Origin of the sequence: Variovorax sp. LjRoot290 (assembly GCF_964253985.1) — a bacterium.
Lineage (GTDB): Bacteria > Pseudomonadota > Gammaproteobacteria > Burkholderiales > Burkholderiaceae_C > Variovorax.
On the sequence record NZ_CAXURW020000001.1, the window covers coordinates 2,497,206 to 2,522,235 of the forward strand.

The following is a 25,030-nucleotide window of genomic DNA, read 5'->3' on the forward strand; positions in this document are numbered from 1 at the left end:
CGTGATCGACGTCATGCTCGCCGATTACCGCAACCCGGCGCATGCGCGTGCGCTGGTCGAGCTGCTGGACAGCTATGCGCGCGATCCCGCCGGCGGCGGCACGCCGCTGGCGTCCCAGGTCCTGGATGAACTGCCCGAGGCGCTGGCCGCGCGGCCGCAGGCCTTCAGCGTGCTGGCCTACGACGCAGCGCAGCCGATCGGCCTCGTCAACTGCATCGAAGGCTTCTCGACCTTTGCCTGCAAGCCGCTGGTCAATGTGCACGATGTGGTCGTGCTGGCCAGCCACCGCGGCCAGCGGGTCACGCAGCGCATGCTGGCGCGTGTCGAGGAAGAGGCTCGCGCGCGTGGCGCCTGCAAGCTCACGCTCGAGGTGCTCTCAGGCAACCGCAGCGCGCTGCGCGCCTACGAGCGTGAAGGCTTTGCCGGCTACCAGCTCGACCCGGCCTTCGGCTCGGCCCTGTTCCTGCAGAAGAAGCTCTGATCAGAAGCGCGTGACGGGCATGTCGCTGTCGCCCTTGCCGGGGGCGTACTTGCCCAGCTCCCACTTGGCGATCGCATTGCGGTGCACTTCGTCCGGACCGTCGGCGAAGCGCAGGGCGCGCGCGCCGACATAGGCGTAGGCGAGCGGGAAGTCGTCGGACATGCCGCCGCCGCCGTGCACCTGCATGGCCCAGTCGATCACCTGGCAAGCCATGCTCGGCGCGACCACCTTGATCATCGCGATCTCGTTCTTGGCGACCTTGTTGCCGGCCACGTCCATCAGCCATGCGGCCTTCAGCGTGAGCAGGCGTGCCATGTCGATCTTGCAGCGCGCCTCGGCGATGCGTTCCTGCGTCACGGTCTGCGAGGCGACGGCCTTGCCGAAGGCGATGCGGGACGAGGCGCGCTTGCACATCAACTCCAGGGCGCGTTCGGCCAGGCCGATCAGGCGCATGCAGTGGTGGATGCGTCCCGGGCCGAGGCGGCCCTGCGCGATCTCGAAGCCGCGGCCTTCGCCGAGCAGCATGTTGCCGGCCGGCACGCGAACGTTCTCGAAGTACATCTCGACGTGGCCGTGCGGCGCGTCGTCGTAGCCCATCACGTTGAGCGGGCGCACGATGCGGATGCCCTTGGCATCGGCCGGCACCACGATCATGCTTTGCTGCGAGTGGCGCGGCGCCTCCGGGTCGCTCTTGCCCATGGTGATGAAGACCGCGCAGCGCGGATCGGCCGCGCCCGAGATCCACCACTTGTGGCCGTTGATGACGTACTCGTCGCCCTGCCGTTCGACGCGCGTGGCGATGTTGGTGGCGTCGCTCGACGCGACCTCCGGTTCGGTCATCGCGAAGGCCGAGCGGATCTCGCCTTCCAGCAGCGGCTTGAGCCAGCGCGCCTTGATCTCGTCCGAGCCGTAGCGCGCAATGGTTTCCATGTTGCCGGTGTCGGGCGCCGAGCAATTGAAGGCCTCGCTGGCCCATGGCACGCGGCCCATGATCTCGGCCAGCGGCGCGTATTCCTGGTTGGTGAGGCCGGCGCCTTCGTAGCCCGAGGCAGCGGCGCTGTCGACCGGCAGGAACAGGTTCCAAAGGCCCTTGGTCTTCGCCTTCTGCTTGAGCTTCTCGACCGTCTTGAGCGCGGTCCAGCGCTTGCCGGCCGCGCTGTTGGCGGCCAATTCGGCCGCGTACTCGGCTTCCGCCGGGTAGATGTGGTCTTCCATGAAAGCGGTGACGCGCTTCTGCAAGTCCTTGGTCTTGGCCGAATATTCGAAATCCATGGGGTCTCCTTTGAAATGGGGAAGGCTCAGGCCCGTTGTGCGAATTGCCAGGCCATCTCGGCCATCGGTCGCGCACCGCGGCCCGAGGCCACAGCTTGCTCGCTCGACGCGGTACCGGCCTCGACCCGCTTGGCGATGCCCTGCAGGATCGCGGCCATGCGGAACAGGTTGTAGGCCTGGTAGAAGTTCCAGTCGGTCGCGAGCGCCTCGGGCGTCGTGATGCCGGTGCGGTCGCAGTACTTGCGGATGTATTCGCTCTCGGTCGGGATGCCCAGGCTCTTCAGGTCGAGGCCGCCGATGCCGCGGAACGAACCCGGCGCGATGTGCCACGACATGCAGTGGTAGCTGAAATCGGCCAGCGGATGGCCCAGCGTCGACAGTTCCCAGTCGAGCACGGCGATCGCGCGCGGCTCGGTGGCGTGGAACATCAGGTTGTCGAGCCGGTAGTCGCCGTGCACGATCGAGGTCATCTTCTCGTCGCGCGCGCTGGCCGGGATGTGGGCGGGCAGCCATTCCATCAGGCGGTCCATTTCGGGGATGGGCTGCGTGATCGAGGCCACGTACTGTTTGCTCCAGCGGCCGATCTGGCGCTCGAAATAGTTGCCGGGCTTGCCGTAGTCGGCCAGGCCGCGCTCGGCGAACTTCACGGTGTGGAGCGCCGCGATGACGCGGTTCATCTCGTCGTAGACGGCGGCCCGCTCGGCATTGCTCATGCCCGGCAGCGACTGGTCCCACAGCACGCGCCCGGCCATGAATTCCATGACGTAGAAGGCGCGGCCGATAACGGCTTCGTCTTCGCACAGGCGGTACATCCGCGGCACCGGCACGCCGGTGCCGGCCAGGCCGCTCATGACCTTGAACTCGCGCTCGACCGCATGGGCCGAAGGCAGCAGCTTGGCGACCGGGCCGGGCTTGGCGCGCATCACGTAGCTTTGCGTCGGCGTGACCAGCTTGTAGGTCGGGTTGGATTGGCCGCCCTTGAACATTTCGACCGTGAGCGGCCCCTTGAAGCCGTCCAGGTTCTTGTTGAGCCAGGCGGTCAGCGCATCGACGTCGAAGACGTGCTGCTTGGATACGGCGCGGGTGCCGACGAAGTTGTCGAAGTCCTGGGTCATGTCTCTGCTGTCTTTTATTGATCGGCTTCGGAAATGCGCATCAGCGCCGCGCGGTCCAGCACCACCAGGCCGCCCGGCTCGATGCGGATCGCATCCTCGCGCTCCATGGCCTTGAGCTCCTGGTTCACGCGCTGGCGTGAGGCACCGAGCAGCTGCGCCAGCTCTTCCTGCGCCAGGTGCAGCCCGATGCGCATCTGGCTGCCGTCCGCCAGGTTCGGCACGCCGTAGCTGCGAACCAGGTGGATGAGCTGCTTGGCGAGCCTGGCGCGCAAGGGCAGCGTGTTGAGATCCTCGACCAGCCCGAAGAGCTGGCGGATGCGGCGCGCCTGCAGGCGCATCAGTGCCTCGTAAAGCTCGACATGGTTCGACAGGATCTTCTGGAAATCGGCGCGCGCCACGCAAAGGATCGTGGTCTCGCCATGCGCGTAGGCGTCGTGGGTTCGCCGGTCGCCGTCGAACATCGCCACGTCGCCGAACCAGATGCCCGGCTCCACATAGGTCAGCGTGACCTGCTTGCCCGAGACCGCCGTCGAACTCACGCGCACCGCGCCCTTGGCGCAAGCGATCCACTGCTCGGGCGGGTCGCCGCGTGCAGCGATCAGCTCGCCGTCCTTGTAGCGTTTGACGAAAGCACATCGGAGGATGTCGTGACGAAGCGATGGAGAAAGAGAAGAGAACCAGCGACCACCATTGATCGCTTCACGTTCTTCGATGGTAAGAATGGGGTCGTCCATGGACTGTCCTGTGCGTGACTGAAAAGCTGAGGGTTGTCGCGAGAGCGACGTGCCGCTACTCGTAGCGCGGCGTTTCCTTGGCGAGGAAAGCGGCGATCCCGATGCCGGCGTTGCGGTGGTGCAGGTTGCGCACGAAGTGGTCGCGTTCCTGCGACAGCTGCGAAGCCAGTGTTGCGCCTCGCGCCTCGCTCAGCAGCTCCTTGATGCTGGCCAGCGAGTTGGGCGCGCGTGCGTTGAGGCGGTTCGCCAGCGCGAGCGCCGCACTCAAGGCCTGGCCGCTCTCGGTGATCTCATTCACCAGGCCGAGCGCATGCAGGCGCTGTGCCTCGATGCGCCCTCCGAGCATGAGCCATTCGCTCGCGAGCTGCCGAGGCAGTGCCTGCGCGAGATGCCAGCTCAAGCCGCCGTCCGGCGACAACGCGACGGTGCTGTACGAGGCGGCGAATACTGCATCGCGCGCGGCGACGATGAAGTCGCAGGCCGCGGCGAGCGAGAAGCCGGCGCCGGCCGCGGCGCCCTCGACGGCCGCGATCACCGGCTTGGGAAAGGTGCGGATCGAATCGATCCAGTTGTGCAGCGACTCGATGCTCTCGGCCTGCACTGCGGGCTCGCGCTCGCGATTGGCCGAAAGGCGCTGCAAGGAGCCGCCGGCGCAGAACCATGCGCCTTCGCCCACGAGCACGACACTTCGGATCTCGTCGCTGTTCTCGGCGCCGCTGAGCGCCTCGATGCCGGCCGCGTACATCTCGGGGCCCAGCGCATTGCGCTGCGAGGGGTTGGAGAGCGTGAGCACCAAGGTCTGTCCTTCGCTCGTGCTTTTCAGTTCTGCGGTCATGGTCGGTGTCTCTTACTCTTCTTCATGCGTGAGGCTCAGGCCCAGTGCGCCACGACGGCGCAGCCACGGGCTCGGGCGGTAACGGGGATCGCCATACACGGTCTGGAGGTTGAAGAGCACTTCCAGCACATTCGTCGGCCCGTACAGGTCGCCCATCGCCAGCGGACCCTGAGGGTAGCCGAGGCCCAACCGAACGGCGACGTCGAGGTCGGCGGGCGAACAGACGCGCTGCTGGCACATGTCGGCGGCGATGTTCACGATGGTGCCTATCACGCGCTGGGTGACGAAGCCGCCGCTGTCGCGGATCACGCTTACCGCCTTGCCGTCGCGCGCGAAAAGCGCATGGGCCGCATCGCGCACGTCGCGCCGCGTCGCGGGATTGGTGGCCAGCACGCGGCGCTTGGTGGCTGCATCGTCCACCATCAGGTCGATGCCGACCGTGCGCGTCGCATCGAGCCGTTCGACGGCGGCGACGGTCGTGACGTCGAAGCCCAGCGGTGCGACCAGGATCAATGCGGCGGGCGAGGGCGTGGCGCCGCTTTCGAGCTGCGCGCCCAGCGCATGCACGAGCCGCAGCAAATCGGGCCGCCGTGCTGCGCGGGGCGAGACCCAGACGGCCGGGGCGGCGTCGACCGTCGGCACCGGCGCTTCGGTGGGCAACTGCGCCGCACCGTCGACATAGCGATAGAAGCCTTCGCCGGTCTTGCGACCGAGCGCACCCGCTGCGAGCCGCTGCGCGGTGATCACGCTGGGCCGAAAGCGCGGCTCCTCGTAGTACTGGCGGTAGATCGACTCCATCACCGGATGGGAAACATCGAGCGCCGTCAGATCGAGCAGCTCGAAAGGCCCGAGGCGAAAACCCGCCTGGTCCTTGAGGATGCGGTCGATGGTGGCGAAGTCCGCCACGCCTTCCCCGGCGATGCGCAGCGCCTCGGTGCCGTAGCCGCGTCCCGCGTGGTTGACGATGAAGCCGGGCGTGTCCTTGGCCTGCACAGCGCTGTGGCCCATCTGCGCGGCGTAGCCCGCGAGCCGGCGGCAAACCTCGGCCTCGGTCTTGAAGCCGGCCACGACCTCGACCACCTTCATCAGGGGCACCGGGTTGAAGAAATGAAAGCCCGCCATGCGCTGCGGATGCGCCATCACCGCGGCGATGGCGGTGACCGAGAGCGATGAGGTGTTGGTCGCCAGCACGGCCGAGGGCGCGACCACCGCTTCGAGTTCGCTGAACAGCTTGCGCTTGACCTCGAGGTCTTCGACCACGGCTTCGATCACCAGCTCGCAGCCGGCGAGCGCCTGGACCGATTCGACGGCGCGGACACGAGCGGACAGTGCATCGCGCTGCGCCTCGTCCAGTTTTCCCTTCTCGTGCTGCTTCTGCCACTGGGCGAGGATGGCATCGCGTCCGCGGACCGCGGCGCCCTCGAAGCTGTCGAGCAGCAGGACCTCGCTCCCGGCCTGCGCGGCGATCTGCGCGATGCCGCGCCCCATGGCACCGGCACCGATGATGCCCACATTGGAAAAGTTCACAGTCATTTGATAATTGTCTCTCTGAGGATGGCTGGCACGGATGCCCATGCCAGAATATGTCTACTTTCGATTACTTTTTTCGAACCATTTTGCAACTCCCACGCCTGGCGGCGGCCCTCTTTCTATTCGGGCTCGCACTTGACTCGCCTGCCTTGACGATCGGGCGGCCCCAAGGGGCTGTCTGGATCGGCAAGCCGCTGGATGTGGTGATTCCGCTTTCGCTGGATGCTGCCGAAGATGGGGGCGCGTTGTGCCTCGAAGCCGAGGTCGTGCAGGGGGACACCCGCATTGCCGATCGGAGCCTGACTGTATCGCTGGAGCCGGGGCCGAAGGCCAGCAGCCCGCGCATCCATATCCGTTCCACCGTCGCCGTGGACGAACCCGTGGTCAATGTGAACGTGCGTGCCGGCTGCGATACGAAGTCGACGCGCAGCTATGTGCTGCTGGCCGACGTTCCGTCCGAACCCGCGCTGCCCGTCCTTGCGCCGCCTTCGGGTGCAAGGGCATCGTCCGAGACCCCGGCGCGAGCGCCCGCGCGCGCGCCATCGCGTGCTGCGGCAGGGGGCGCATCGTCCGGCCTCGAAGGCCCGACCGCAGCGCCGGCGCGGCGCAGCACCGCAGCGGCGCCCGCCGCGCGCACGCGCGCGACGCCGACGGGTCGTCGCCGCGTCCCAGCGCTGCCTCTGCGCCCGCGCCGCGCCGGGCCGCCGCGGCGCAACCGCCCGCCACACCGCGTGCGGCCGCGCCGCGCACCGTCCCGACGGTCGCAGCCACTGAGCCGAGGCGCGGGGCCGTCGCCGGTGGATCCCGGCTCCAACTCGAAACGCTGGAACCGGTTCCCGTCGCGCAGCCCGGCCTCAAGACAAGCCCGCAACTGACGCTGCCGGCCAGCGAAGACCTCGCGCGCCGCGCCGCGGCCGCCGCCGAGTGGCGCGCGCTCAACATCGACCCCGAAGCGGCGCAGCGCGAGGCCCAACGCATGCAAGCGCTGGAAGCCACGCTGGCCGCGCTGCGCGAGCAGACGGCGCAGAACCAGCGCACCTTGCTCGAGATGCGCAGCGAGCTCGCGCAGGCGCACGACAGCCGCTACCGCAATCCACTGGTCTACGCGCTGATCGCCCTGTTGCTGATCGCGCTGGTGGCGATCGTGCTGCTGTGGCGCATGGCGCGCCGAGCCGCAGCGCCGGCCTGGTGGGGCGAGACGCCGTCGAAGGGCGAGGGCGGTCCCACGCGGCCGAGTTCCTTGCGCGCACTGCTCGACGAGGAGCCGGACGTCGACTCCGTACCGCCGCCGCGGCGCAGCGCGAACGCCACCAGCTTCGGCGCGGCGACCTTTGCAGCCCTGGAGCCCGACGACGACAGCGGCTTCGGCGATTCCGAACCCCAGCCGGCACGCACGCCCGATGGCGCGCCGGTGCGGCCGGTCAACACCGAAGAGCTGTTCGACGTGCAGCAGCAGTCGGACTTCTTCCTTTCGCTCGGCCAGCACGACCAGGCAATCGCGGTGCTGCGCGAACACATCGCCACCAATCCCGGCACCAGCGCGTTGGCCTACCTGGACCTGCTGCGGATTTTTCATTCGCTGGGGCGCAAGGAGGACTATGCGCGCCTGGCGGAGGAATTCGAACGGGCCTTCAACGCCGACGTCCCGGCGTTCGAGAATTTCAACGAGACGGGCAAGGGTCTCGAACACTATCGCAGCACCCTCGCGCGCATCGAATCGCAGTGGCCTGCGCCGGGCACCCTGGCGCTGATCGAGGAGCTGATATTCCGCAAGCCCGGCGCGCACGAGGACGAGGCCTTCGACCTGGCGGCCTACCAGGAGCTGCTGCTGCTCTATTCCGTGGCCAAGGAAGTGATCGATCCGAACAGCGCACCGCCTGCGCCCGTCACGCCGCACTCCTTCGTCGATACCTTCGGCCACGACCAGCTGGCCACGACGCCTGCGCCGCTCGATCGCGAGAGCGCGCCCGAGGCCGTCGAGTACGCCCCGACGCTGCCCCCCTCGATCTACGGCGCCATCGACGACCACCTGCACCATGAGACCGTGCTGGTGCCGGATGCGCCGCTTCCGGCGCCTCCCGCAGGCGCCGCACCGGTGCCGCGCGCCAAGCCCGACATCGACCTGGACCTCGCCGAATTCGACAAGACGGCCTTCGAAACCATGCGAGCGCCGATCGAAACGCCGAAGCCGCCGCCCGCACCGTCCAGCGATCCCCACGTGATCGATTTCGAGCTCTTCGATCCGGCCACCGAGGCGGAGATAGCTCCCAAGCCGGTCAAGCGCTGAACGCCGGGGCGCGGCGTTGCGCCCGGTCGACGGCCAGGCTGAGCGCCAGCGCGCAGAGCACCATCGCCAGGCCCGCCCAGCTCATCCAGGCGATCGCGTCATGGGCCAGCAGCCAGCCTCCGGCTGCGGCACCCACCGCTTGCCCCACGTAGATGCCGGAACTGTTGAGCGCCACCGAGCCCGGCGCGAGCGCGGGCGCCATCGAGACCAGGCGTGCCTGCTGAGCCGAGTTGGTGGCGAAGCAGCCGAAGCCCCAGGGCACGATGATCAGCGCCAGCCCCGCGAGCGTCACGCCCAGAGGCCACAGAAGAAGGCTCAGCGCGATCAGCGAGGTCGTGAGCAGCACCATCTGCGAGGCGCCCATGCGGTCGATGTACCGGCTCACGAGCATGTTGCCGAGCAGGCCGCAGACGCCGAACCAGCCCCACATCAGGCCCAGTGCCGTGGCGTCCGCGCCCAGCACTTGCTTGAGGACGGGTGCGAAATAGCTGAACAGAACGAACTGGCCCGTGCCTTGCAGCGCGGTGACGGAGACGACGCCCATCAGCAGCGGACTCTTGAGCACCTGGGCCCAGGCCGCGCGCGACAGCGCGGCCGGCCGGATGCCCGATGGGAGCTTGCGCCAGATCCAGGCTGCGCTGAGGATCGACAGGAGCGCGATCGTCGCGAACGCGGTGCGCCAGCCGAAATGACCGCCGATCAGCGTGCCGAGCGGAAGGCCCAGCACCGAGGCCATGGACCATCCCAGAAAAACGAAGGTGACGGCGCGGCCCCGCTGCTCGGGCGGCACCAGCAGACCCACGCAGGCGGCCGCCTGCGGCGTGAAGATCGCGGGCGCGACGACCGTCAGCATGCGCACCACCAGCAGCCCGCCGAAGTTCGGCATCAGCGTCGCGAGAAGATGCCCTGCCGCATACCACAGCATGGTGCAGGCGAGCAGCACCCGGCGGTCCCAGCCCGCGACCACGGCCGCCAGCAAGGGAGCGCCGAGGCACATCACGACGGCCGCCGCGGTGATCAACTGGCCGGCGGTAGCCGCGCTGACTTGCAGCGAGGTGCTGAGTTCGTTGAGCGTGCCGGGCACCACCATCACGCCCGTCCCGATCACGAAGTTGCCCGCCAGCAGGGCCCACAAAGCTGCCGGCAGCGCAGGCTGTTTCAACGGCGGACCTGCAGTGCGCCCGGATTCACGATGTTGGTGGGGTTGCCCTTGATGAAGCTGACGACGTTGTCGAAGGCCTGGCCGAAGTACATCTCGTAGCTGTCCTGCTCGACGTAGCCGATGTGCGGGGTGCAGATGCAGTTCTCCAGGCGCAGCAGCGCATGGCCTTGCAGCGGCGGCTCGCTCTCGAACACGTCGACGGCCGCCAGCCCGGGCCGGCCGCGGTTGAGGGCTGCGAGCAGCGCGTCCTGTTCGACCAGCTCGGCGCGCGAGGTGTTGACGAACAGTGCGGTGGGCTTCATGCGCGACAGATCCTCGAGGGTGACCAGGCCCCGTGTTTCCTCCGCCAGCCGCAGATGGATCGACAGCACGTCGGCCACGCTGAAAAAGATGTCCCGGTTCGGTGCCACCTGAAAGCCGTCGGACCGTGCCCTGGCGCAGCTCTCCTCGCGGCCCCAGATCACCACCTGCATGCCGAAGGCCTGCCCATAGCGTGCGACCAGCTGGCCGATGCGCCCATAGCCCCAGATGCAAAGCGTCTTGCCCTTGAGCACCGAGCCGAGCCCGAAATTGGGAGGCATCGAAGCCGACTTGAGCCCCGACTGCTGCCAGGCGCCATGCTTGAGGTTGCTGATGTACTGCGGCAAGCGGCGCATCGCCGTCATGATCAGCGCCCAGGTGAGTTCGGCCGGCGCCAGCGGCGAGCCCGTGCCTTCGGCCACCGCGATGCCTTGCTCGGTGCACGCATGCACGTCGATGTGGCTGCCGACCCGGCCGGTCTGCGAGATGAGCTTGAGCTTGGGGAGCTTCTCGATCAGCTGGCGAGAGATCTGTGTGCGTTCACGGATCAGCACGATCACGTCGGCATCCTTGAGCCGCACCGAGAGCTGCCCGATGCCTTTGACCGTGTTGGTGTAGACCTTGGCCGCGTACGCGTCGAGCTTGGAAGCGCAGCGCAGCTTGCGCACCGCGTCCTGGTAGTCGTCGAGGATCACAATGTTCATGGCATGCCATTGTGCCTCGCACCATCCGCGTACTCCGTGCCCTGCGTTCCACAGGCGCACGCTGCCCGGGGATAACCCAGGCTCGGTACGGCTTCAATTGCCGATCGGCATCGCCTCGCTCAATGCAGGCGGCTGGCGCGCGGCACGGTGTCCGCCGCTTCCAGGGCGGCCAGCCGATCGAGTTCGGCGCAGACGTCCGCCATGCGGCCCGAGATCACGACGCGGCCCGCGTTCTGGCCGGGGCGCTGCGCATCGACCGTGCGCACCACGCGCAGGGGACGCGTCGGCGCGGGTGCAGAGGCACAGCTGGGCCGAATGCCGACATAGCGAAGGCCGGACGAACGCCTGCGGCGCGAAGGCATCCAGCGATCGGCCAGCGATTGCAGCGGCATGAACAGATCAGCAAGGCTGAGAAGAGCGATTCCCATGTGAACTCCAGAAAAGTCAGAGGTTGAACACAGGCAGGATTGCTTTCATCGGCTGCTACAGGGTGATGGCCCTCGGCCATACGCCCGCCACCTGTCGCGGCCGGGGTTTGGACCCCCTACATGAGCATCGTGTTGCGGATCAGGCCTACGGCCAAGCCTTCGATCTCGAAAGGCTCGCCGGGCTGAACGACGATGGTGGGGTAGTCGGGGTTTTCGGCATGCAGCTCGATGACCTGCTTGTTGCGCTTGAGGCGCTTGACCGTGACTTCGTCGCCCAGCCGGGCCACCACGATCTGGCCGTTGCGGGCTTCCTTGGTGGCTTGCACCGCCAGCAGGTCGCCATCCATGATGCCGGCGTCGCGCATGGACATGCCACGCACCTTGAGCAGATAGTCGGGCTGGCGCTGGAACAGGGTGTTCTCGACGTAGTAGGTCTGGTCGACGTGCTCCTGCGCGAGGATGGGCGAGCCTGCAGCCACACGGCCGATCAGCGGCAGCGCGAGCTGGGCCATGCCGGGCAGCGACAGGGAGAATTGGTTGTTGCGCGATTCGTTCAGCGAGCGCAGTGCGTCGCCCTTGAGGCGGATGCCGCGCGAGGTGCCGCTCACGAGTTCGATCACGCCTTTGCGTGCCAGGGCCTGCAAATGTTCTTCGGCCGCATTGGCCGACTTGAAGCCCAGTTCGGCGGCGATCTCGGCACGCGTGGGCGGGGCGCCGGTGCGTGCGATGGCGCTCTGGATCAAGTCCAGAATCTGCTGCTGGCGGGCGGTAAGCTTGACGGCGAACTGCATTGATGACTCCTTGCGGCACTGGCTGAATATCCAGTACCTGTATTTTTAACCAGTTTCCGGAAGTTTGGCAAGACATGGTCGATACCCTTCGAGAAGGCAAGCGCCGCGTGATCGTTCTGGGCACCGGCGGCACCATCGCCGGCCGCGCTACGGCGGCCGGCGACAACATCGGCTACACGGCCGGGCAAGTAGGCGTGACGGAACTGCTGGGCGGCATCGAGGCGCCCGAAGGCATCGCACTCGCGGCCGAGCAAGTGGCGCAGATTGACAGCAAGGACATGGGCTTTGCGATCTGGCGTACGCTGGCCGAGCGCTGCGCCCATTGGCTCGCCGAGCCCGACGTAGCGGGCCTCGTGATCACCCATGGCACCGACACGCTGGAGGAAACAGCCTTCTTCCTGCAGTCGGTGCTGGCTCCGTCGAAGCCGGTGGTCCTGACCTGCGCGATGCGGCCCGCGACCGCGCTGTCGCCAGACGGCCCGCAGAACGTGCGCGATGCGATTGCGGTCGCGTCCAGCCCCGGCGCGCTGGGCGTGGTGGCCGTCTGCGCGGGCACGGTGCACAGCGCCTTCGACGTCCAGAAGGTCCACACCTACCGGCTCGACGCCTTCGACTCCGGCGATGCGGGACCGGTGGCCTATGTGGAGGAGGGCGCGGTGCGCGGCCTCCGAAGCTGGCCGGTATCGCCGCAACAAGATGCGCGCGAGCTCTTCGAACGGATGACGAATGCCGCCCGCTGGCCCCATGTGGAAATCGTGATGAGTCATGCGGAGGCGCGCGGCAGCCTGATCGACACACTGATTCGCGAGCGCCAGTCCGGCGCCGCCGAGCCGGTAGAGGGCCTGGTGCTCGCGGCCACCGGCAACGGCACCTTGCACCGTGCGCTGGAAGAAGCCGCGCTGCGGGCGCAGGCTGCCGGCATCGCGGTCGTGCGCGCCACGCGATGCACGCAGGGCCGCATCCTGCCGGCGCCGAATGCACTCTTGCGTGACGCGGGCGCACTGACTCCCGTCAAGGCGCGCATCGCGCTGGTGCTGGAGCTGATGGCAGATCAGCCGGCCGCCGATTGAGGCCATGTTCAGCGCTCTGCAATCGCACTCGTGGGCCTATCCGGCGCTGGAGGCGGTGCACATCATCGGCATCGCACTCCTGCTCGGCAATCTCGTGGCGCTCGAGCTGCGGGTGTTCGGACGTGCGGCTGCCTTGCCGGTGCAGGCGATGGCCAGGCTGTCGCTGTCGATCGCGCTCTGCGGCTTCACGCTGGCGGCGGCCAGCGGCTCGCTGATGTTCGCGACCCAGCCGGCCGAACTGCTCGCCAACCGGGCCTTCGTGATCAAGATGGGATTGTTGCTGGCCGCCGGATGCAACGCGGGCTGGTTCCACGCGCGAAGGTCCTTGCGCAAACTCGATGCGCTGGCGCGGGTACAGATGTTGTTGGCCACTGCGATCTGGCTGGCCGTCGTGTTCTGCGGCCGCTGGATCGCGTACTGAAGAGAAGAAGGAGTTTTTCCGATGAAACGTCGCAGCATCGTCATCGCCGCCGCATCCCTTCCCGTCGCGGCGCCGTTCGCCTGGGCGCACCACGGCTGGAGCAGCTTCGACCAGGAGCGTCCGCTCTACCTGGAAGGTAAGGTCGTGCGCGCGCGTTGGCAGAACCCGCATGCCGAGCTGGTGATCGAGGTTCCGCCGGGTCTCAAGGTGCCGGCAGACCTCGCAACGCGACAGCCGCCCGCGCAGAGCGCGCCGGTCGATGGCCCCGGACTTCTTGCCAAGGCGACCGCGCCGCGCCGCGCCGATCGCCAGTGGACGCTCGAACTCGCGCCGCTGACGCGAATGGAGGCCTGGAAGGTTTCGGAGATCAAGTCCGGCGCGACCATCTCGGCAGTGGGCTTCACCTTCAAGGAAGAAAAGGGCGAGCCGGTGATGCGCGTCGAATACCTGTTCGCCGACGGCAAGGTCTACGGGCTGCGCTCCAGCCCGGCCTGATCAGCTGCCGAGGGCGCCCAGCGCGCGCTGAGTGATCTCGTCGACCGTGCCGACGCCGCTGATGGCGCGGTACTTCGGCGCTGCGGCCGGGTCCGCCTTGGCCCAGGCCGAGTAGTAGTCGACCAACGGCCGGGTCTGCTGGCTGTAGACCTCGAGCCGCTTGCGCACGGTTTCTTCCTTGTCGTCCTCGCGCTGGATCAGGTCTTCGCCCGTGAGGTCGTCCTTGCCTTCGGTCTTCGGCGGGTTGAACTTGACGTGGTAGATGCGCCCCGACGCCGGATGCGAGCGGCGCCCGCTCATGCGTTCGATGATGTCGGCAAAAGGCACGTCGATCTCGAGCACGTAGTCGATCTTGACGCCCGCCGAGCGCATGGCCTCGGCTTGCGGAATGGTGCGCGGGAAGCCGTCGAACAGAAAGCCCTGGGTGCAGTCCGGCAACGCGATGCGTTCCTTGACGAGGTTGATGATCAGGTCGTCACTCACCAGGGCGCCGGCATCCATCACGGCCTTGGCCTGGAGCCCGAGCGGTGTGCCGGCCTTGACGGCGGCGCGCAGCATGTCGCCGGTCGAGATTTGAGGAATGCCGTATTTCTGGCAAATGAAGGCTGCCTGCGTGCCTTTGCCTGCCCCGGGGGCGCCCAACAAAATCAGTCTCATGGTGTCCTCGGACGGTTCTTCGATTTCTGTCGCGCCATGCGTTTCACGAGGGAGATCGCAGGGCGGAGTTGCGTCGAGGATAGCACGCGCTCCGCGGCCGACTTGGCCTGCGCGGGGACGAAATCAGGCGTTGGAGAGCAGTGCGCGGACGCGTTCCAGATCTTCCGGCGTGTCGATGCCCGGCCCGGGCGCATGGGCGCTCACGTGCACGGCGATGCGGTGCCCGTGCCACAGTGCGCGCAGCTGCTCCAGTGCCTCCGTGGCTTCGACCGGTGCCGGCGGCAGGCTGGGAAACTGCCGTACGAAGCCGGCGCGGTAGCCGTAGATGCCGATATGGCGCAGCGCTGCGGGTGACTGCGGCAGCGCCGTCACGCCGCCTTTCGCGAAGCCGTCGCGCCACCAGGGAATCGGTGCGCGACTGAAGTAGAGCGCATTGCCCTGTGCGTCGAGCACGGCTTTCACGACGTTCGGATTGAGGAAATCTTCGAGGGATTCGATCGCGTGCGCGGCCGTGCTCATCGCTGCGTCGGGATGCGAGGCCAGCGTGTGGGCCACGGCGTCAATCAATGCCGGGTCGATCAGCGGCTCGTCGCCCTGGACGTTAACCACGATCGCGTCGTCGGCCAGACCGAGCTGCGCGCAGGCCTCGGCGAGGCGATCGCTGCCGCTCGCGTGGTCGGTGCGCGTGAGCAGGGCCTGGACACCGTGTGCCTCGCAAGCGGCGACGATGCGCGCGTCGTCGGCGGCCACCACCACGCGCTCGGCGCTCGATTGCAGGGCGCGCTGTGCGACGCGCACCACCATCGGCAGGCCGGCAATGTCGGCCAGGGGCTTGCCGGGCAATCGTGTGGACGCGAGCCGAGCCGGGATCAGGACGGCGAAAGGCAAGGTCAAAGTCCCAGCTCTTCGTCGGAAAGCGTGCGCGCCTCGGTTTCGAGCAGCACCGGGATGCCATCGCGCACCGGATAGGCGAGGCGGGCGCTGCGCGAGGCGAGTTCCTGCTTCTCGGCATTCCACGTGAGCGGCCCCTTGGTCACGGGGCAGACGAGCAGTTCAAGCAGCTTGGTGTCCATCGAGCGATGATAGCTTTGCGTCGAGCGCTTCGAAGAAGGCCGGCTCGGGTTCGAACACCAGCGGCAGCGCCAGCGCATCGGGGGCTCGGCGCCACAGCTTCACCGCGTCCTTCTCGGTGCAGATCAGCGTGTAGGCGCTGCCGGGCGGCGGGGTCCAGTCGCTGAAATCGTGGTGATCCGGCAACGCAATGCACTGCTGCGGTACCAGGGCGCGTTCGTGCAGCATCTGGAAGAAAGCCTCGGGCTTTGCAATCGCGGCAACCGCGACCAGCGCCCGGGCGGCCAGGGATGCGAGCGGGACCGGCGTGCCATCGAGGCGCAGCGCATGGTCGGCCAGCGCACGTCGTGCCGTGAAGCCGGCGAAGGCGGGTCGCGCGCCGGTGTGGATCACCAGGTCGCAGCGGCGCGGCCAATGCTCGCGCAGGGGGCCGGCCGGCAGCAGCCAGCCATTGCCCGTTCCGCGGTCGTCGAAGACGCAGATCTCGAGGTCGCGCGCCAGCGCAAGGTGCTGCAGGCCATCGTCGCTCACGATGAGCTGCGTGTCCGGGTGAAGAGCGAGCAGGGCACGCGCCGCTTCGGCACGCCGCCGCGCCACGAAGACCGGCACCGCGGTCGAGCGGCGAATCAGCGCCGGCTCGTCGCCGACCTCGCGCGGATCGCTGTCGTCCTGTACCGCGCGGCAATCGTCGGTCGCTCGCCCGTAGCCGCGCGATACCACGCCGACCTTCATTCCGCGGGCTTGGAGGTGTCGCACGACCGCCATCACGACAGGCGTCTTGCCGGAACCGCCGGCGATGACGTTGCCGACCACGATCACCGGCACGCCGACGCGCTCGGACTGAAGGATGCCTCGGCGATAGAGCGCGCGCCGGACTGCGGCCAAAGCGCCATAGAGCAGCGAGAGAGGCCACAGCAGCCGCGCGAGCATTCCGCGCTGAAGCCAGGCCCGCTGCAGCACTAGCGTCCCGCCTGCGCGGCCGACTGCGTGGCGAAGGTGATTTGCATGAGGCCCGCGCGCCGCGCGCCTTCCATCACCGTGATCACGGACTGATGGGCGGCGCTGGCGTCGGCGCTGATGATCACGACGCTGTCCTTGCCGCCGTTCGCCGCGGCGCTCAGCGCTGCGGCCACCGTCTCCACGCTGCGGTCGGGCAACTGGGTCTTGTTGATCGAATAGCGTCCGTCGGCGGAGACGGCGACGATCACTTCCTTCGGATAGTCGCGCTGGGCCTCCACGTCGGCCACCGGAAGGCGCAACTGCATCTCGGTGAACTTGCTGTAGGTGGTCGAGAGCATCAGGAAGATCAGCACGACCAGCAGCACGTCGATGAACGGGATCAGGTTGATCTCCGGCTCCTCGCGCGAGCCGTGGCTGAAATGCATTCGTTTCATGATCGCAGCGTGTTCAGGTGACGCGCAAAACGTTCGCCGGCGAGCTCCAGGTTCAGCAGGTACTCGTCGACCCGACTGCGGAAATAGCGCCAGAAGATCAGAGCCGGGATCGCCACGATCAGCCCGAAGGCCGTGTTGTAGAGCGCCACGGAGATGCCGTGCGCCAGCTGCGCCGGGTTGCCGGTGCCGACCGCGCCGTTGCTGGGCGACTGGGAACCGAAGATCTCGATCATGCCGATCACCGTGCCCAGCAGCCCGAGCAGCGGGGCCGCCGACGCGATGGTTGCGAGCGCCGGCAGGTAGCGTTCGAGCCGATGCGCAACCACGCGGCCGGCCGATTCCATCGACGCGCGCAGGTCGTCTTCGGTCGAAAGGGGGTTGGAGTTCAAAGTGCGGAAGCCGGCGGCCAGCACCTCGCCGAGCCCCGAGTTTCTTTCCAGCTTGGTCACCACGTCCGGGCCCGGGACCGCAGCGCGCGAGACCGTGATGGCCTCGTCGAGGAGCTTGGGCGGCAGGACCTTGGAGGTCTTCAGGCTGGTGAATCTCTCGATGACGAGCGCGAGCGCAATCACCGAACAAGCGAGCAGCGGCCAGATCGGCCAGCCCGCAGCAACTATGATCGAAAACAAGTATTCCTCCGGCCCCGTGGACTGCAAATGCGCGGCGATTATCCACCGGCGCGAAGCATTGTTCCGATTTGTATTCGCTGTAGGTTCAGACGCACAGTTTCTGTGGATAACTTTGTGGCTAACCCGCGGAGCAACTTATCTGGAGCCACACGCGGCGGGCTTTCCGCTGGATCGACTGAATTTTGAGCAGCACTTTTTTCAATCAAATCAATGGCTTGTACGTGGAGTCGTGGGTGTCGTGCGGATGCCTCGTGCGGCCGGGAGACCGCCGCCCCGCTTGTGGACGACTGTTCATCTGTAACACCGCCTCGACATGAGCGAGCGTGAAGCAATTCCGGCGGGACCGCGGGTCTGGGCCGTGGGTGCACTGTGTCGCGCCGTGGCCGATGCGCTCGATGCGCGCTTCAATCCGGTCGCGGTGCGCGGCGAGATTTCCGGCTTCTCGCGTGCGGCCAGCGGCCATTGCTACTTTGCACTGAAAGACGAATCCGGCCAGTTGCGGTGCGCAATGTTCCGGCGCGCCGCAGGCCTGCTCGATTTCTCGCCGCGCGACGGCGACCAGGTCGAGGTGCGCGGCCGATTGGCGGTGTACGAGCCGCGCGGCGACCTTCAACTGGTGGTCGAAAGCCTGCGTCGAGCCGGGCAGGGCGCGCTGTTCGAGCAGTTCCTGCAGCGCAAGGCGAAGCTGGAGGCCGAGGGCCTTTTCGATCCCGCCCGCAAGCGGCCGCTTCCGGCCATGCCACGCGCGATCGGTGTCGTGACCTCGCTCGGCGCAGCAGCCTTGCACGACGTCGTCAGCGCATTGCGCCGCCGCGTGCCGCACATTCCCGTGGTGCTGGCGCCGGCCGCGGTGCAGGGCGCCGGTGCGCCGGCGGAGCTGGTGCGCTCGCTGCAGTCGCTCTACGCGCTGCAGCCGAGGGTCGACTTGATCCTGCTGGTGCGCGGCGGCGGCTCGATCGAGGATCTCTGGGCCTTCAACGACGAGTCGCTGGCGCGCACGATCGTGCAGAGCCCGGTGCCGGTGATCAGCGGCGTCGGCCACGAAACCGACTTCACCATCGCCGACTTCTGTGCCGACCTGCGCGCACCGACGCCGACCGCCGCGGCCGAACTCGTCGCTGCGCCGCGCGATCTGTGGCTTGGCGCGCTCGATCTGCTCGAAGAGCGGCTGCGCGACGCGATTTCCGCGCGCCTCGATGTCTTGAGCCAGCGCCTCGATCTGGCCGCGGGTCGGCTGGGGCGCCCCTCGACGCTGGTGACGCGCCAGCAACTGCGCCTGGCTCACCATGCGCAACGACTGCACTACGCCGTGCTCTCGAGGACGCAGCGGCTCGCGCAAGCGCAGCAGGCGTTGCAGGCCGAGTTGCCGCTCAAGTTCACGCGTGCCCTGGTTCAGCGCAAGGAACGGCTCGAACGGGCTGCTCTGCGCCTGCAACTGCTGGATCCGGCGCTGGTCTTGCAGCGCGGCTACGCATGGCTCACGAACGAACAGGGACAGGCCGTCACCAGCGTGCGAGGCCTGACACCCGGCGACGCGGTGCGCGCGCGCCTCGCCGACGGCACGGTCGACATGACGGTCAATCGAACGGGTACGACGGGACGGCGTCCGACGCGAGCCACGTGATTCCTTTCTAGAATGCTTCGTCCCACAACCAACCCGCGAGAAAAGACATGGAACACGTCCTCCCACCCCTGCCGTACGCGCTGGACGCCCTGGCGCCGGAGTATTCGAAGGAAACGCTGGAGTACCACTACGGCAAGCACCACAACGCCTATGTGGTGAACCTGAACAACCTGCAAAAGGGCACCGAGTTCGAGAGCCTGCCGCTGGAGGAGATCGTCAAGAAGTCCAGCGGCGGCATCTACAACAACGCCGCCCAGATCTGGAACCACACCTTCTTCTGGAACTGCATGAAGCCCGCGGGCGGCGGCGAGCCCACCGGCGCGCTGGCCAAGGCGATCGATGCCAAGTGGGGCAGCTACGCGGCCTTCAAGGAGGCCTTCGTGAAGTCGGCGGTGGGCAACTTCGGCTCGGGCTGGACCTGGCTGGTGAAGAAGGCCGACGGCTCGGTGGACATCGTGAACATGGGTGCCGCGGGCACGCCGCTGACCACGGGCGACACGGCACTGTTGACGGTGGACGTCTGGGAGCACGCCTACTACATCGACTACCGCAACCTGCGGCCCAAGTATGTGGAGACCTTCCTGGCCAAGCTGGTGAACTGGGACTTCGCGGCCAAGAACTTCGGCTGAGTCGAGGCTTGCCAAAAAAAAGCCGACCCGCGGGTCGGCTTTTTAATGGGCGGGCGATGCTCAGCGCCTGGCCGCAAACAGTTCGCCGCCGAGCTTCGCCCCCTTCTTGATGTTCTTCTTGGCGAACCAGCCTTGGTTCATCTCGAGCACGAAGCGAACCGGCTCCTCGGAACAATGCGACTCCTCGGTCAGGGGCTTCATGTCGGCCAGGTTGACGATGCGGCCGTCGTCGGCCACGAAGGCTGCGGTCAGCGGCAGCAGGGTGTTCTTCATCCAGAAACACTGGGTCGCGGGCTGCTCGAACACGAAGATCATGCCCTCGGTTTGCGGCATTTCCTTGCGGAACATGAGACCGATCTGCCGCTGTTCGGGGGTTTGCGCGACTTGCGCATCGATCTGGTACATGCCCGCGGACAGCTTCACGCGCTGGAGATTGGTTTGAGCTTCCTGACCGTGTGCAAAGGTCATCAATGAAGCTGACAGCGCAAGCAGGGCCACAAAACGCTGGAACATGGGTCGACTTTCAATAAAGCGGGCGGCAATGCAATACAAACAAAAAATGCCCGCTGATGCGGGCATGACTATTTGCCTTGAAGCTTACATCTTCTTGAGTGCAGACGAAAAGAAAGCGTTCCGAAGAACGCTTTCTTTTTTAGTGGTGCCAACCAGCTTACTGGGGCGTGGTGCCTTGCACGGGAACCGGCTTCTTGCCGCCACCCTTGGCTTGGCGGCGCGTGTCGCGCGAGTCACGGCGTGCCTGGGCGGCCTTGTCGGCGCCAGTGGCGGTCACGCCACCGCTACCCTCTGACACCTTGCTCTGGTCGCCGCCCGGAGCTTTGACTTGGCCGGCAGGCTTCGCGTCCTTCTTGGCTTCGGCGCGTTCGGCCGCCTTGCCCTTGCCTGTGGGGTCGACTTCGGCGGGCTTCGTCTGGGCATATGCGCCAACGGCGAACAGGCCGGCGATCATGACTGCGAGAACTTTGCTCATTACGGGTTCCTCTGTGGAGATGGATTGAAAATGCCTCCCGGCCAGCAGAAGGTCAGCCAACAACGAGACCCATATGGACTCGGTTGACAGAACCTTCGGACTCCTCCGGTTGCGTCTAAAATTCTACGGCTATTCAGCCGGCTGGAAACCTAGTGTCTTCCAGCCTTCAATTCATCCCGGAGCCCTTGCCTCATGTCCAGCTATCAGCACATCAAAGTCCCGGCCGAAGGCCAGAAGATCACGGTCAATGCCGACAACTCGCTCAATGTGCCTGATCAGCCGATCATTCCCTTTATCGAGGGCGACGGTACCGGCCTCGACATCACGCCCGTGATGATCAAGGTGGTCGACGCGGCAGTGGCCAAGACCTACGGCGGCAAGAAAAAGATCCAGTGGATGGAGGTCTACGCCGGCGAGAAGTCGACCAAGGTCTACGGTCCCGACGTCTGGCTGCCCGAAGAAACGCTGCATGCGGTGCGCGACTACGTGGTCTCGATCAAGGGCCCGCTGACCACGCCAGTCGGCGGCGGCATCCGCTCGCTCAACGTCGCGCTGCGCCAAGAGCTCGACCTGTACGTCTGCCTGCGCCCCATCCAGTACTTCGAGGGCGTGCCCAGCCCGGTCAAGGAGCCGCACAAGACCAACATGGTGATCTTCCGCGAGAACTCGGAAGACATCTACGCCGGCATCGAATTCGAAGCCGAAAGCGAGAAGGCCAAGAAGCTCATCAAGATCCTGCAGGACGAGTTCGGCGTCAAGAAGATCCGTTTCCCGAACACCTCGGGCATCGGCATCAAGCCGGTGTCGCGCGAGGGCACCGAGCGTCTGGTGCGCAAGGCGATCCAGTACGCGATCGACAACGACAAGCCCAGCGTGACGATCGTGCACAAGGGCAACATCATGAAGTTCACCGAAGGCGGCTTCCGTGACTGGGCCTATGGCCTGGCCGCCAGGGAATTTGGCGCCGAGCTGATCGACGGCGGCCCCTGGATGAAGTTCAAGAATCCCAAGACCGGCAAGGAAATCACCGTCAAGGACTCGATCGCCGACGCCTTCCTGCAGCAGATCCTGCTGCGCCCGGCCGAATACAGCGTGATCGCCACGCTGAACCTGAACGGCGACTACGTGTCCGACGCGCTGGCGGCGCAGGTCGGAGGCATCGGCATCGCCCCGGGCGCCAACCTGAGCGACACCGTCGCGATGTTCGAAGCCACCCACGGCACGGCGCCGAAGTACGCCGGCAAGGACTACGTGAACCCCGGTTCCGAAATCCTCTCGGCCGAGATGATGCTGCGGCACATGGGCTGGACCGAGGCGGCCGACCTGATCATCCGCTCGATGGAAAAATCGATCGCCAGCAAGAAGGTGACCTATGACTTCGCCCGCCTGATGGACGGCGCCACGCAGGTCAGCTGCTCGGGTTTCGGTCAGGTGATGATCGACAACATGTAAATCCCGGCGTCCGAAGCGCCGGCTGACGCCCTGGTGTGTAAAGCCCCGGCACCGCAAGGCGCCGGGGCTTTTTCGTTGGGGCCGGCGGCACGCAGCTTGCATGCGCCGAGGCGGCAGTTCCACAGGCATCCGTCTTGAATGTCACAAAGCCGCCACCAGTTGTGTCCCTTGCGCAAGTACAACCGGCGGCGGCTCTATAAAATGATTTTCATGGCTACCAAAATCCCCTCGACTCCCCCTACGCCGCCGGCCGTGAAGCCGGGGCGGGACGACGGCGATGCGGTCGTGATCGAGCGGCGGCCGCAAAAAACTGCGCCGCCGCAGATGTATCAGGTGGTGATGCTCAACGACGACTACACGCCGATGGAGTTCGTGATCGTCGTGATCCAGGAGTTCTTCAACAAGGACCGGGAAACCGCCACCCAGATCATGCTCAAGATCCATCTCGACGGGCGCGGCGTCTGCGGGGTGTATTCCCGCGACATGGCGGCCACCAAGGTCAATCAGGTGATGGAAGCGGCCCACCAGGCCGGGCATCCGTTGCAGTGCGTCAGTGAACCGGTTGAATAAATCGCGCTCCAACCCATCTGAGAATTTATTTACAGCAAGGCAAAAGGAAATCACATGATTGCCCAGGAACTGGAAGTCAGCTTGCACATGGCTTTTGTCGAAGCCAGGCAGCAGCGCCATGAGTTCATCACGGTGGAGCACCTGCTGCTCGCTTTGCTGGACAACCCGAGTGCCGCAGAGGTTCTGCGCGCCTGCTCGGCCAACGTCGACGACCTCAGGGCGTCGCTCACCAATTTCATCAAGGACAACACGCCCCAGGTGGCGGGTACCGACGATGTGGACACCCAGCCCACGCTCGGTTTCCAGCGCGTGATCCAGCGCGCCATCATGCATGTGCAATCCACCGGCAACGGCAAGAAGGAAGTCACCGGCGCGAACGTGCTGGTCGCGATCTTCGGCGAAAAGGATTCGCATGCGGTCTACTACCTGCATCAGCAGGGCGTGACGCGCCTCGATGTGGTGAACTTCATCGCCCACGGCATCAAGAAGAGCGATCCGCCGGAAGCTGCCAAGGGCAGCAGCGAATCGTCCTCCGGCGAAGGCGAGGAGGGCGGCGGCGAGAAGAACGAGAAGTCGTCCCCGCTCGAGCAGTTCACGCAAAACCTCAACCAGCTTGCCAAGGAAGGCAAGATCGATCCGCTGATCGGCCGCGAGTACGAGGTCGAGCGCGTGATCCAGATCCTGTGCCGCCGGCGCAAGAACAACCCGCTGCTGGTGGGTGAGGCCGGCGTCGGCAAGACGGCGATCGCCGAGGGCCTGGCCTGGCGCATCACGCAGAACGACGTGCCCGAGATCCTGGCGGAGTCCCATGTCTACTCGCTCGACATGGGCGCGCTCCTGGCCGGCACCAAGTACCGCGGCGATTTCGAACAACGCCTGAAGGGCGTGCTCAAGTCGCTCAAGGACAAGCCGAACGCGATCCTCTTCATCGACGAGATCCACACGCTGATCGGCGCCGGCGCGGCCTCGGGCGGCACGCTCGATGCCTCGAACCTGCTCAAGCCGGCGCTGTCCAGCGGCCAGCTCAAGTGCATCGGCGCGACCACCTTCACCGAGTACCGCGGCATCTTCGAGAAGGATGCGGCCCTGTCGCGTCGTTTCCAGAAGGTCGATGTGGTCGAGCCGACGGTGCAGGAAACCATCGACATCCTGAAAGGGCTGAAGTCGCGCTTCGAGGAGCACCACGGCGTGAAATACGGCGTGGCTGCACTGCAGGCCGCGGCCGAGCTGAGTGCCAAGTACATCAACGACCGTCATCTGCCCGACAAGGCGATCGACGTCATCGATGAGGCCGGCGCTGCCCAGCGCATCCTGCCCGCGAACAAGCGCAAGAAGACCATCAGCAAGGCCGAGGTCGAGGAAATCGTCGCCAAGATCGCGCGCATTCCCCCGGCCAACGTCTCGAACGACGACCGCGGCAAGCTGCAGACCATCGAGCGCGACCTGAAGAGCGTGGTGTTCGGCCAGGACAAGGCCCTCGAGGTGCTGGCTTCGGCGGTCAAGATGGCGCGTTCGGGCCTGGGCCGCGAAGACAAGCCGATCGGCTCCTTCCTGTTCAGCGGCCCAACCGGCGTCGGCAAGACCGAAGCGGCGAAGCAGCTGGCCTACATCATGGGCATCGAGCTGATCCGCTTCGACATGTCCGAGTACATGGAACGCCACGCGGTGAGCCGGCTGATCGGTGCGCCTCCGGGCTACGTCGGTTTCGACCAGGGCGGCCTCTTGACCGAAGCGATCACGAAGAAGCCGCACGCCGTGCTCCTGCTCGACGAGATCGAGAAGGCGCATCCGGACATCTTCAACGTGCTGCTGCAGGTCATGGACCACGGCACGCTGACGGACAACAACGGGCGCAAGGCCGACTTCCGCAACGTCATCATCGTCATGACGACCAATGCAGGCGCCGAGACCATGAACAAGGCGACCATCGGCTTCACCAACCCGCGCCAGGCGGGCGACGAGATGGCCGACATCAAGCGCTTGTTCACGCCGGAGTTCCGCAACCGCCTGGATGCGACCGTGAGCTTCAAGGCCCTCGACGAGCAGATCATCCTGCGCGTGGTCGACAAGTTCCTGCTGCAGCTCGAGACCCAGCTGGCCGAGAAGAAGGTCGACGTCACCTTCACCGACGTGCTGCGCAAGCACCTGGCGAAGAAGGGCTTCGATCCGCTGATGGGCGCACGGCCGATGCAGCGCCTGATCCAGGACACGATCCGCCGCGCCCTGGCCGACGAGCTGCTGTTCGGCCGCCTGCAGGAAGGTGGCCGCCTGACGGTGGACCTCGACGACAAGGAAGAGGTCCAGCTCGACATCCAGCCGCTGCCCAAGAAGGAAGGGCGCGCCAAGCCCGAAGCGGAAGAGGCTGCAACGGGCTGATCAACGGGCTGGTCC

The 25,030-nt window shown here is 66.4% G+C and carries 28 protein-coding genes; 11 read left to right on the top strand and 17 right to left on the bottom strand.

What is annotated here, in order from left to right; translation table 11 throughout:
• Positions 1–13 precede the first annotated feature (13 nt).
• Positions 14–481, top strand: coding sequence for a GNAT family N-acetyltransferase (locus tag ACSQ9A_RS12530; RefSeq protein ID WP_436306289.1), 468 nt, complete (start codon positions 14–16; stop codon positions 479–481).
• Here ACSQ9A_RS12530 and ACSQ9A_RS12535 read toward each other — a convergent pair whose 3' ends face one another.
• The 5 genes from ACSQ9A_RS12535 to ACSQ9A_RS12555 are packed head-to-tail and all read right to left on the bottom strand — an operon-like array spanning position 482 to position 5,970.
• Positions 482–1,753 (bottom strand): acyl-CoA dehydrogenase family protein, encoded by a 1,272-nt coding sequence (locus ACSQ9A_RS12535; RefSeq protein WP_436303874.1) that lies wholly within the window; start codon positions 1,751–1,753, stop codon positions 482–484. It lies immediately after the preceding gene.
• Between the two features lie 26 nt (positions 1,754–1,779).
• Positions 1,780–2,868: a phosphotransferase gene (locus ACSQ9A_RS12540; protein WP_436303875.1), complete on the bottom strand. Its 1,089-nt coding sequence runs from the start codon at positions 2,866–2,868 to the stop codon at positions 1,780–1,782.
• Between the two features lie 14 nt (positions 2,869–2,882).
• Entirely contained in the window at positions 2,883–3,602 is a 720-nt protein-coding gene (locus ACSQ9A_RS12545) for a Crp/Fnr family transcriptional regulator (protein WP_093107781.1), read from the bottom strand.
• Between the two features lie 55 nt (positions 3,603–3,657).
• Positions 3,658–4,437 (bottom strand): oxepin-CoA hydrolase, alternative type, encoded by a 780-nt coding sequence (locus ACSQ9A_RS12550; protein WP_436303876.1) that lies wholly within the window; start codon positions 4,435–4,437, stop codon positions 3,658–3,660.
• A 12-nt stretch (positions 4,438–4,449) separates the two neighbouring features.
• Positions 4,450–5,970 carry a 3-hydroxyacyl-CoA dehydrogenase gene (locus ACSQ9A_RS12555; RefSeq protein WP_093107777.1) on the bottom strand — a complete coding sequence of 507 codons (1,521 nt, stop codon included), beginning with the start codon at positions 5,968–5,970 and terminating at the stop codon, positions 4,450–4,452.
• Positions 5,971–6,053: 83 nt separating this feature from the next.
• Here ACSQ9A_RS12555 and ACSQ9A_RS12560 point away from each other — a divergent pair, with 83 nt between their 5' ends.
• Positions 6,054–6,842: a hypothetical protein gene (locus ACSQ9A_RS12560; RefSeq protein ID WP_436303877.1), complete on the top strand. Its 789-nt coding sequence runs from the start codon at positions 6,054–6,056 to the stop codon at positions 6,840–6,842.
• A gap of 101 nt (positions 6,843–6,943) precedes the next feature.
• Entirely contained in the window at positions 6,944–8,254 is a 1,311-nt protein-coding gene (locus ACSQ9A_RS12565; protein WP_436303878.1) for a type IV pilus assembly protein FimV, read from the top strand.
• Here the strand turns inward: ACSQ9A_RS12565 and ACSQ9A_RS12570 are convergent.
• From ACSQ9A_RS12570 to lexA, 4 genes are all read right to left on the bottom strand, one after another.
• Positions 8,244–9,416: an MFS transporter gene (locus tag ACSQ9A_RS12570; protein WP_436303879.1), complete on the bottom strand. Its 1,173-nt coding sequence runs from the start codon at positions 9,414–9,416 to the stop codon at positions 8,244–8,246. The genes ACSQ9A_RS12565 and ACSQ9A_RS12570 overlap by 11 nt on opposite strands.
• Positions 9,413–10,420: a D-2-hydroxyacid dehydrogenase family protein gene (locus tag ACSQ9A_RS12575; RefSeq protein WP_436303880.1), complete on the bottom strand. Its 1,008-nt coding sequence runs from the start codon at positions 10,418–10,420 to the stop codon at positions 9,413–9,415. The genes ACSQ9A_RS12570 and ACSQ9A_RS12575 overlap by 4 nt, the downstream gene beginning before the upstream one ends.
• Positions 10,421–10,539: 119 nt before the next feature.
• Positions 10,540–10,848: a hypothetical protein gene (locus tag ACSQ9A_RS12580; RefSeq protein ID WP_436290523.1), complete on the bottom strand. Its 309-nt coding sequence runs from the start codon at positions 10,846–10,848 to the stop codon at positions 10,540–10,542.
• Positions 10,849–10,964: 116 nt separating this feature from the next.
• Positions 10,965–11,639 (bottom strand): transcriptional repressor LexA, encoded by a 675-nt coding sequence (gene lexA / locus ACSQ9A_RS12585; protein WP_093107767.1) that lies wholly within the window; start codon positions 11,637–11,639, stop codon positions 10,965–10,967.
• Positions 11,640–11,713: 74 nt separating this feature from the next.
• Between lexA and ACSQ9A_RS12590 the strand changes: the two genes are divergently transcribed.
• The 3 genes from ACSQ9A_RS12590 to ACSQ9A_RS12600 are packed head-to-tail and all read left to right on the top strand — an operon-like array spanning position 11,714 to position 13,625.
• The gene (locus ACSQ9A_RS12590) at positions 11,714–12,709 is read left to right on the top strand and encodes an asparaginase (protein WP_436303881.1); all 996 of its coding nucleotides are present in this window, start codon (positions 11,714–11,716) and stop codon (positions 12,707–12,709) included.
• A gap of 4 nt (positions 12,710–12,713) precedes the next feature.
• Complete coding sequence (locus ACSQ9A_RS12595; RefSeq protein WP_436303882.1) at positions 12,714–13,130, top strand: hypothetical protein; 417 nt, start codon at positions 12,714–12,716, stop codon at positions 13,128–13,130.
• 21 nt (positions 13,131–13,151) lie between these two features.
• Positions 13,152–13,625, top strand: a complete 474-nt coding sequence (locus tag ACSQ9A_RS12600; RefSeq protein ID WP_436303883.1) for a DUF6152 family protein — start codon at positions 13,152–13,154, stop codon at positions 13,623–13,625.
• Here the strand turns inward: ACSQ9A_RS12600 and adk are convergent, their stop codons facing one another.
• From adk to ACSQ9A_RS12630, 6 genes are all read right to left on the bottom strand, one after another.
• Positions 13,626–14,282, bottom strand: coding sequence for an adenylate kinase (adk, locus tag ACSQ9A_RS12605; RefSeq protein WP_093107759.1), 657 nt, complete (start codon positions 14,280–14,282; stop codon positions 13,626–13,628). It lies immediately after the preceding gene.
• Positions 14,283–14,405: 123 nt separating this feature from the next.
• Positions 14,406–15,170 (bottom strand): 3-deoxy-manno-octulosonate cytidylyltransferase, encoded by a 765-nt coding sequence (kdsB, locus tag ACSQ9A_RS12610; protein ID WP_436303884.1) that lies wholly within the window; start codon positions 15,168–15,170, stop codon positions 14,406–14,408.
• Between the two features lie 2 nt (positions 15,171–15,172).
• Positions 15,173–15,355, bottom strand: coding sequence for a Trm112 family protein (locus ACSQ9A_RS12615; protein ID WP_093107755.1), 183 nt, complete (start codon positions 15,353–15,355; stop codon positions 15,173–15,175).
• A complete protein-coding gene (gene lpxK / locus ACSQ9A_RS12620) occupies positions 15,336–16,283 on the bottom strand; it encodes a tetraacyldisaccharide 4'-kinase (protein ID WP_436303885.1) in 948 nt (315 codons plus the stop codon). The genes ACSQ9A_RS12615 and lpxK overlap by 20 nt, the downstream gene beginning before the upstream one ends.
• A gap of 29 nt (positions 16,284–16,312) precedes the next feature.
• Positions 16,313–16,738: an ExbD/TolR family protein gene (locus ACSQ9A_RS12625; RefSeq protein WP_093107753.1), complete on the bottom strand. Its 426-nt coding sequence runs from the start codon at positions 16,736–16,738 to the stop codon at positions 16,313–16,315.
• 5 nt (positions 16,739–16,743) lie between these two features.
• A complete protein-coding gene (locus ACSQ9A_RS12630; protein WP_436303886.1) occupies positions 16,744–17,376 on the bottom strand; it encodes a MotA/TolQ/ExbB proton channel family protein in 633 nt (210 codons plus the stop codon).
• A 313-nt stretch (positions 17,377–17,689) separates the two neighbouring features.
• Here ACSQ9A_RS12630 and xseA point away from each other — a divergent pair, with 313 nt between their 5' ends.
• Together xseA and ACSQ9A_RS12640 are read left to right on the top strand one after the other, a co-directional pair.
• Positions 17,690–19,000 (top strand): exodeoxyribonuclease VII large subunit, encoded by a 1,311-nt coding sequence (gene xseA, locus ACSQ9A_RS12635; protein WP_436303887.1) that lies wholly within the window; start codon positions 17,690–17,692, stop codon positions 18,998–19,000.
• Between the two features lie 47 nt (positions 19,001–19,047).
• On the top strand, positions 19,048–19,629 hold the full coding sequence (locus tag ACSQ9A_RS12640) for a superoxide dismutase (protein WP_093107747.1): 582 nt from the start codon (positions 19,048–19,050) through the stop codon (positions 19,627–19,629).
• A 60-nt stretch (positions 19,630–19,689) separates the two neighbouring features.
• Here ACSQ9A_RS12640 and ACSQ9A_RS12645 read toward each other — a convergent pair whose 3' ends face one another.
• Both ACSQ9A_RS12645 and ACSQ9A_RS12650 read right to left on the bottom strand, forming a co-directional pair.
• Positions 19,690–20,142 carry a DUF192 domain-containing protein gene (locus ACSQ9A_RS12645; protein ID WP_093107745.1) on the bottom strand — a complete coding sequence of 151 codons (453 nt, stop codon included), beginning with the start codon at positions 20,140–20,142 and terminating at the stop codon, positions 19,690–19,692.
• 157 nt (positions 20,143–20,299) lie between these two features.
• On the bottom strand, positions 20,300–20,617 hold the full coding sequence (locus ACSQ9A_RS12650; RefSeq protein WP_436303888.1) for a cell envelope biogenesis protein TolA: 318 nt from the start codon (positions 20,615–20,617) through the stop codon (positions 20,300–20,302).
• Between the two features lie 192 nt (positions 20,618–20,809).
• Between ACSQ9A_RS12650 and icd the strand changes: the two genes are divergently transcribed.
• From icd to clpA, 3 genes are all read left to right on the top strand, one after another.
• A complete protein-coding gene (gene icd, locus ACSQ9A_RS12655; protein WP_436303889.1) occupies positions 20,810–22,069 on the top strand; it encodes an NADP-dependent isocitrate dehydrogenase in 1,260 nt (419 codons plus the stop codon).
• A 210-nt stretch (positions 22,070–22,279) separates the two neighbouring features.
• Positions 22,280–22,639, top strand: coding sequence for an ATP-dependent Clp protease adapter ClpS (clpS, locus tag ACSQ9A_RS12660; RefSeq protein ID WP_436306290.1), 360 nt, complete (start codon positions 22,280–22,282; stop codon positions 22,637–22,639).
• Positions 22,640–22,693: 54 nt separating this feature from the next.
• Entirely contained in the window at positions 22,694–25,015 is a 2,322-nt protein-coding gene (gene clpA, locus ACSQ9A_RS12665) for an ATP-dependent Clp protease ATP-binding subunit ClpA (protein ID WP_093107739.1), read from the top strand.
• The last annotated feature ends 15 nt before the right edge of the window (positions 25,016–25,030 follow it).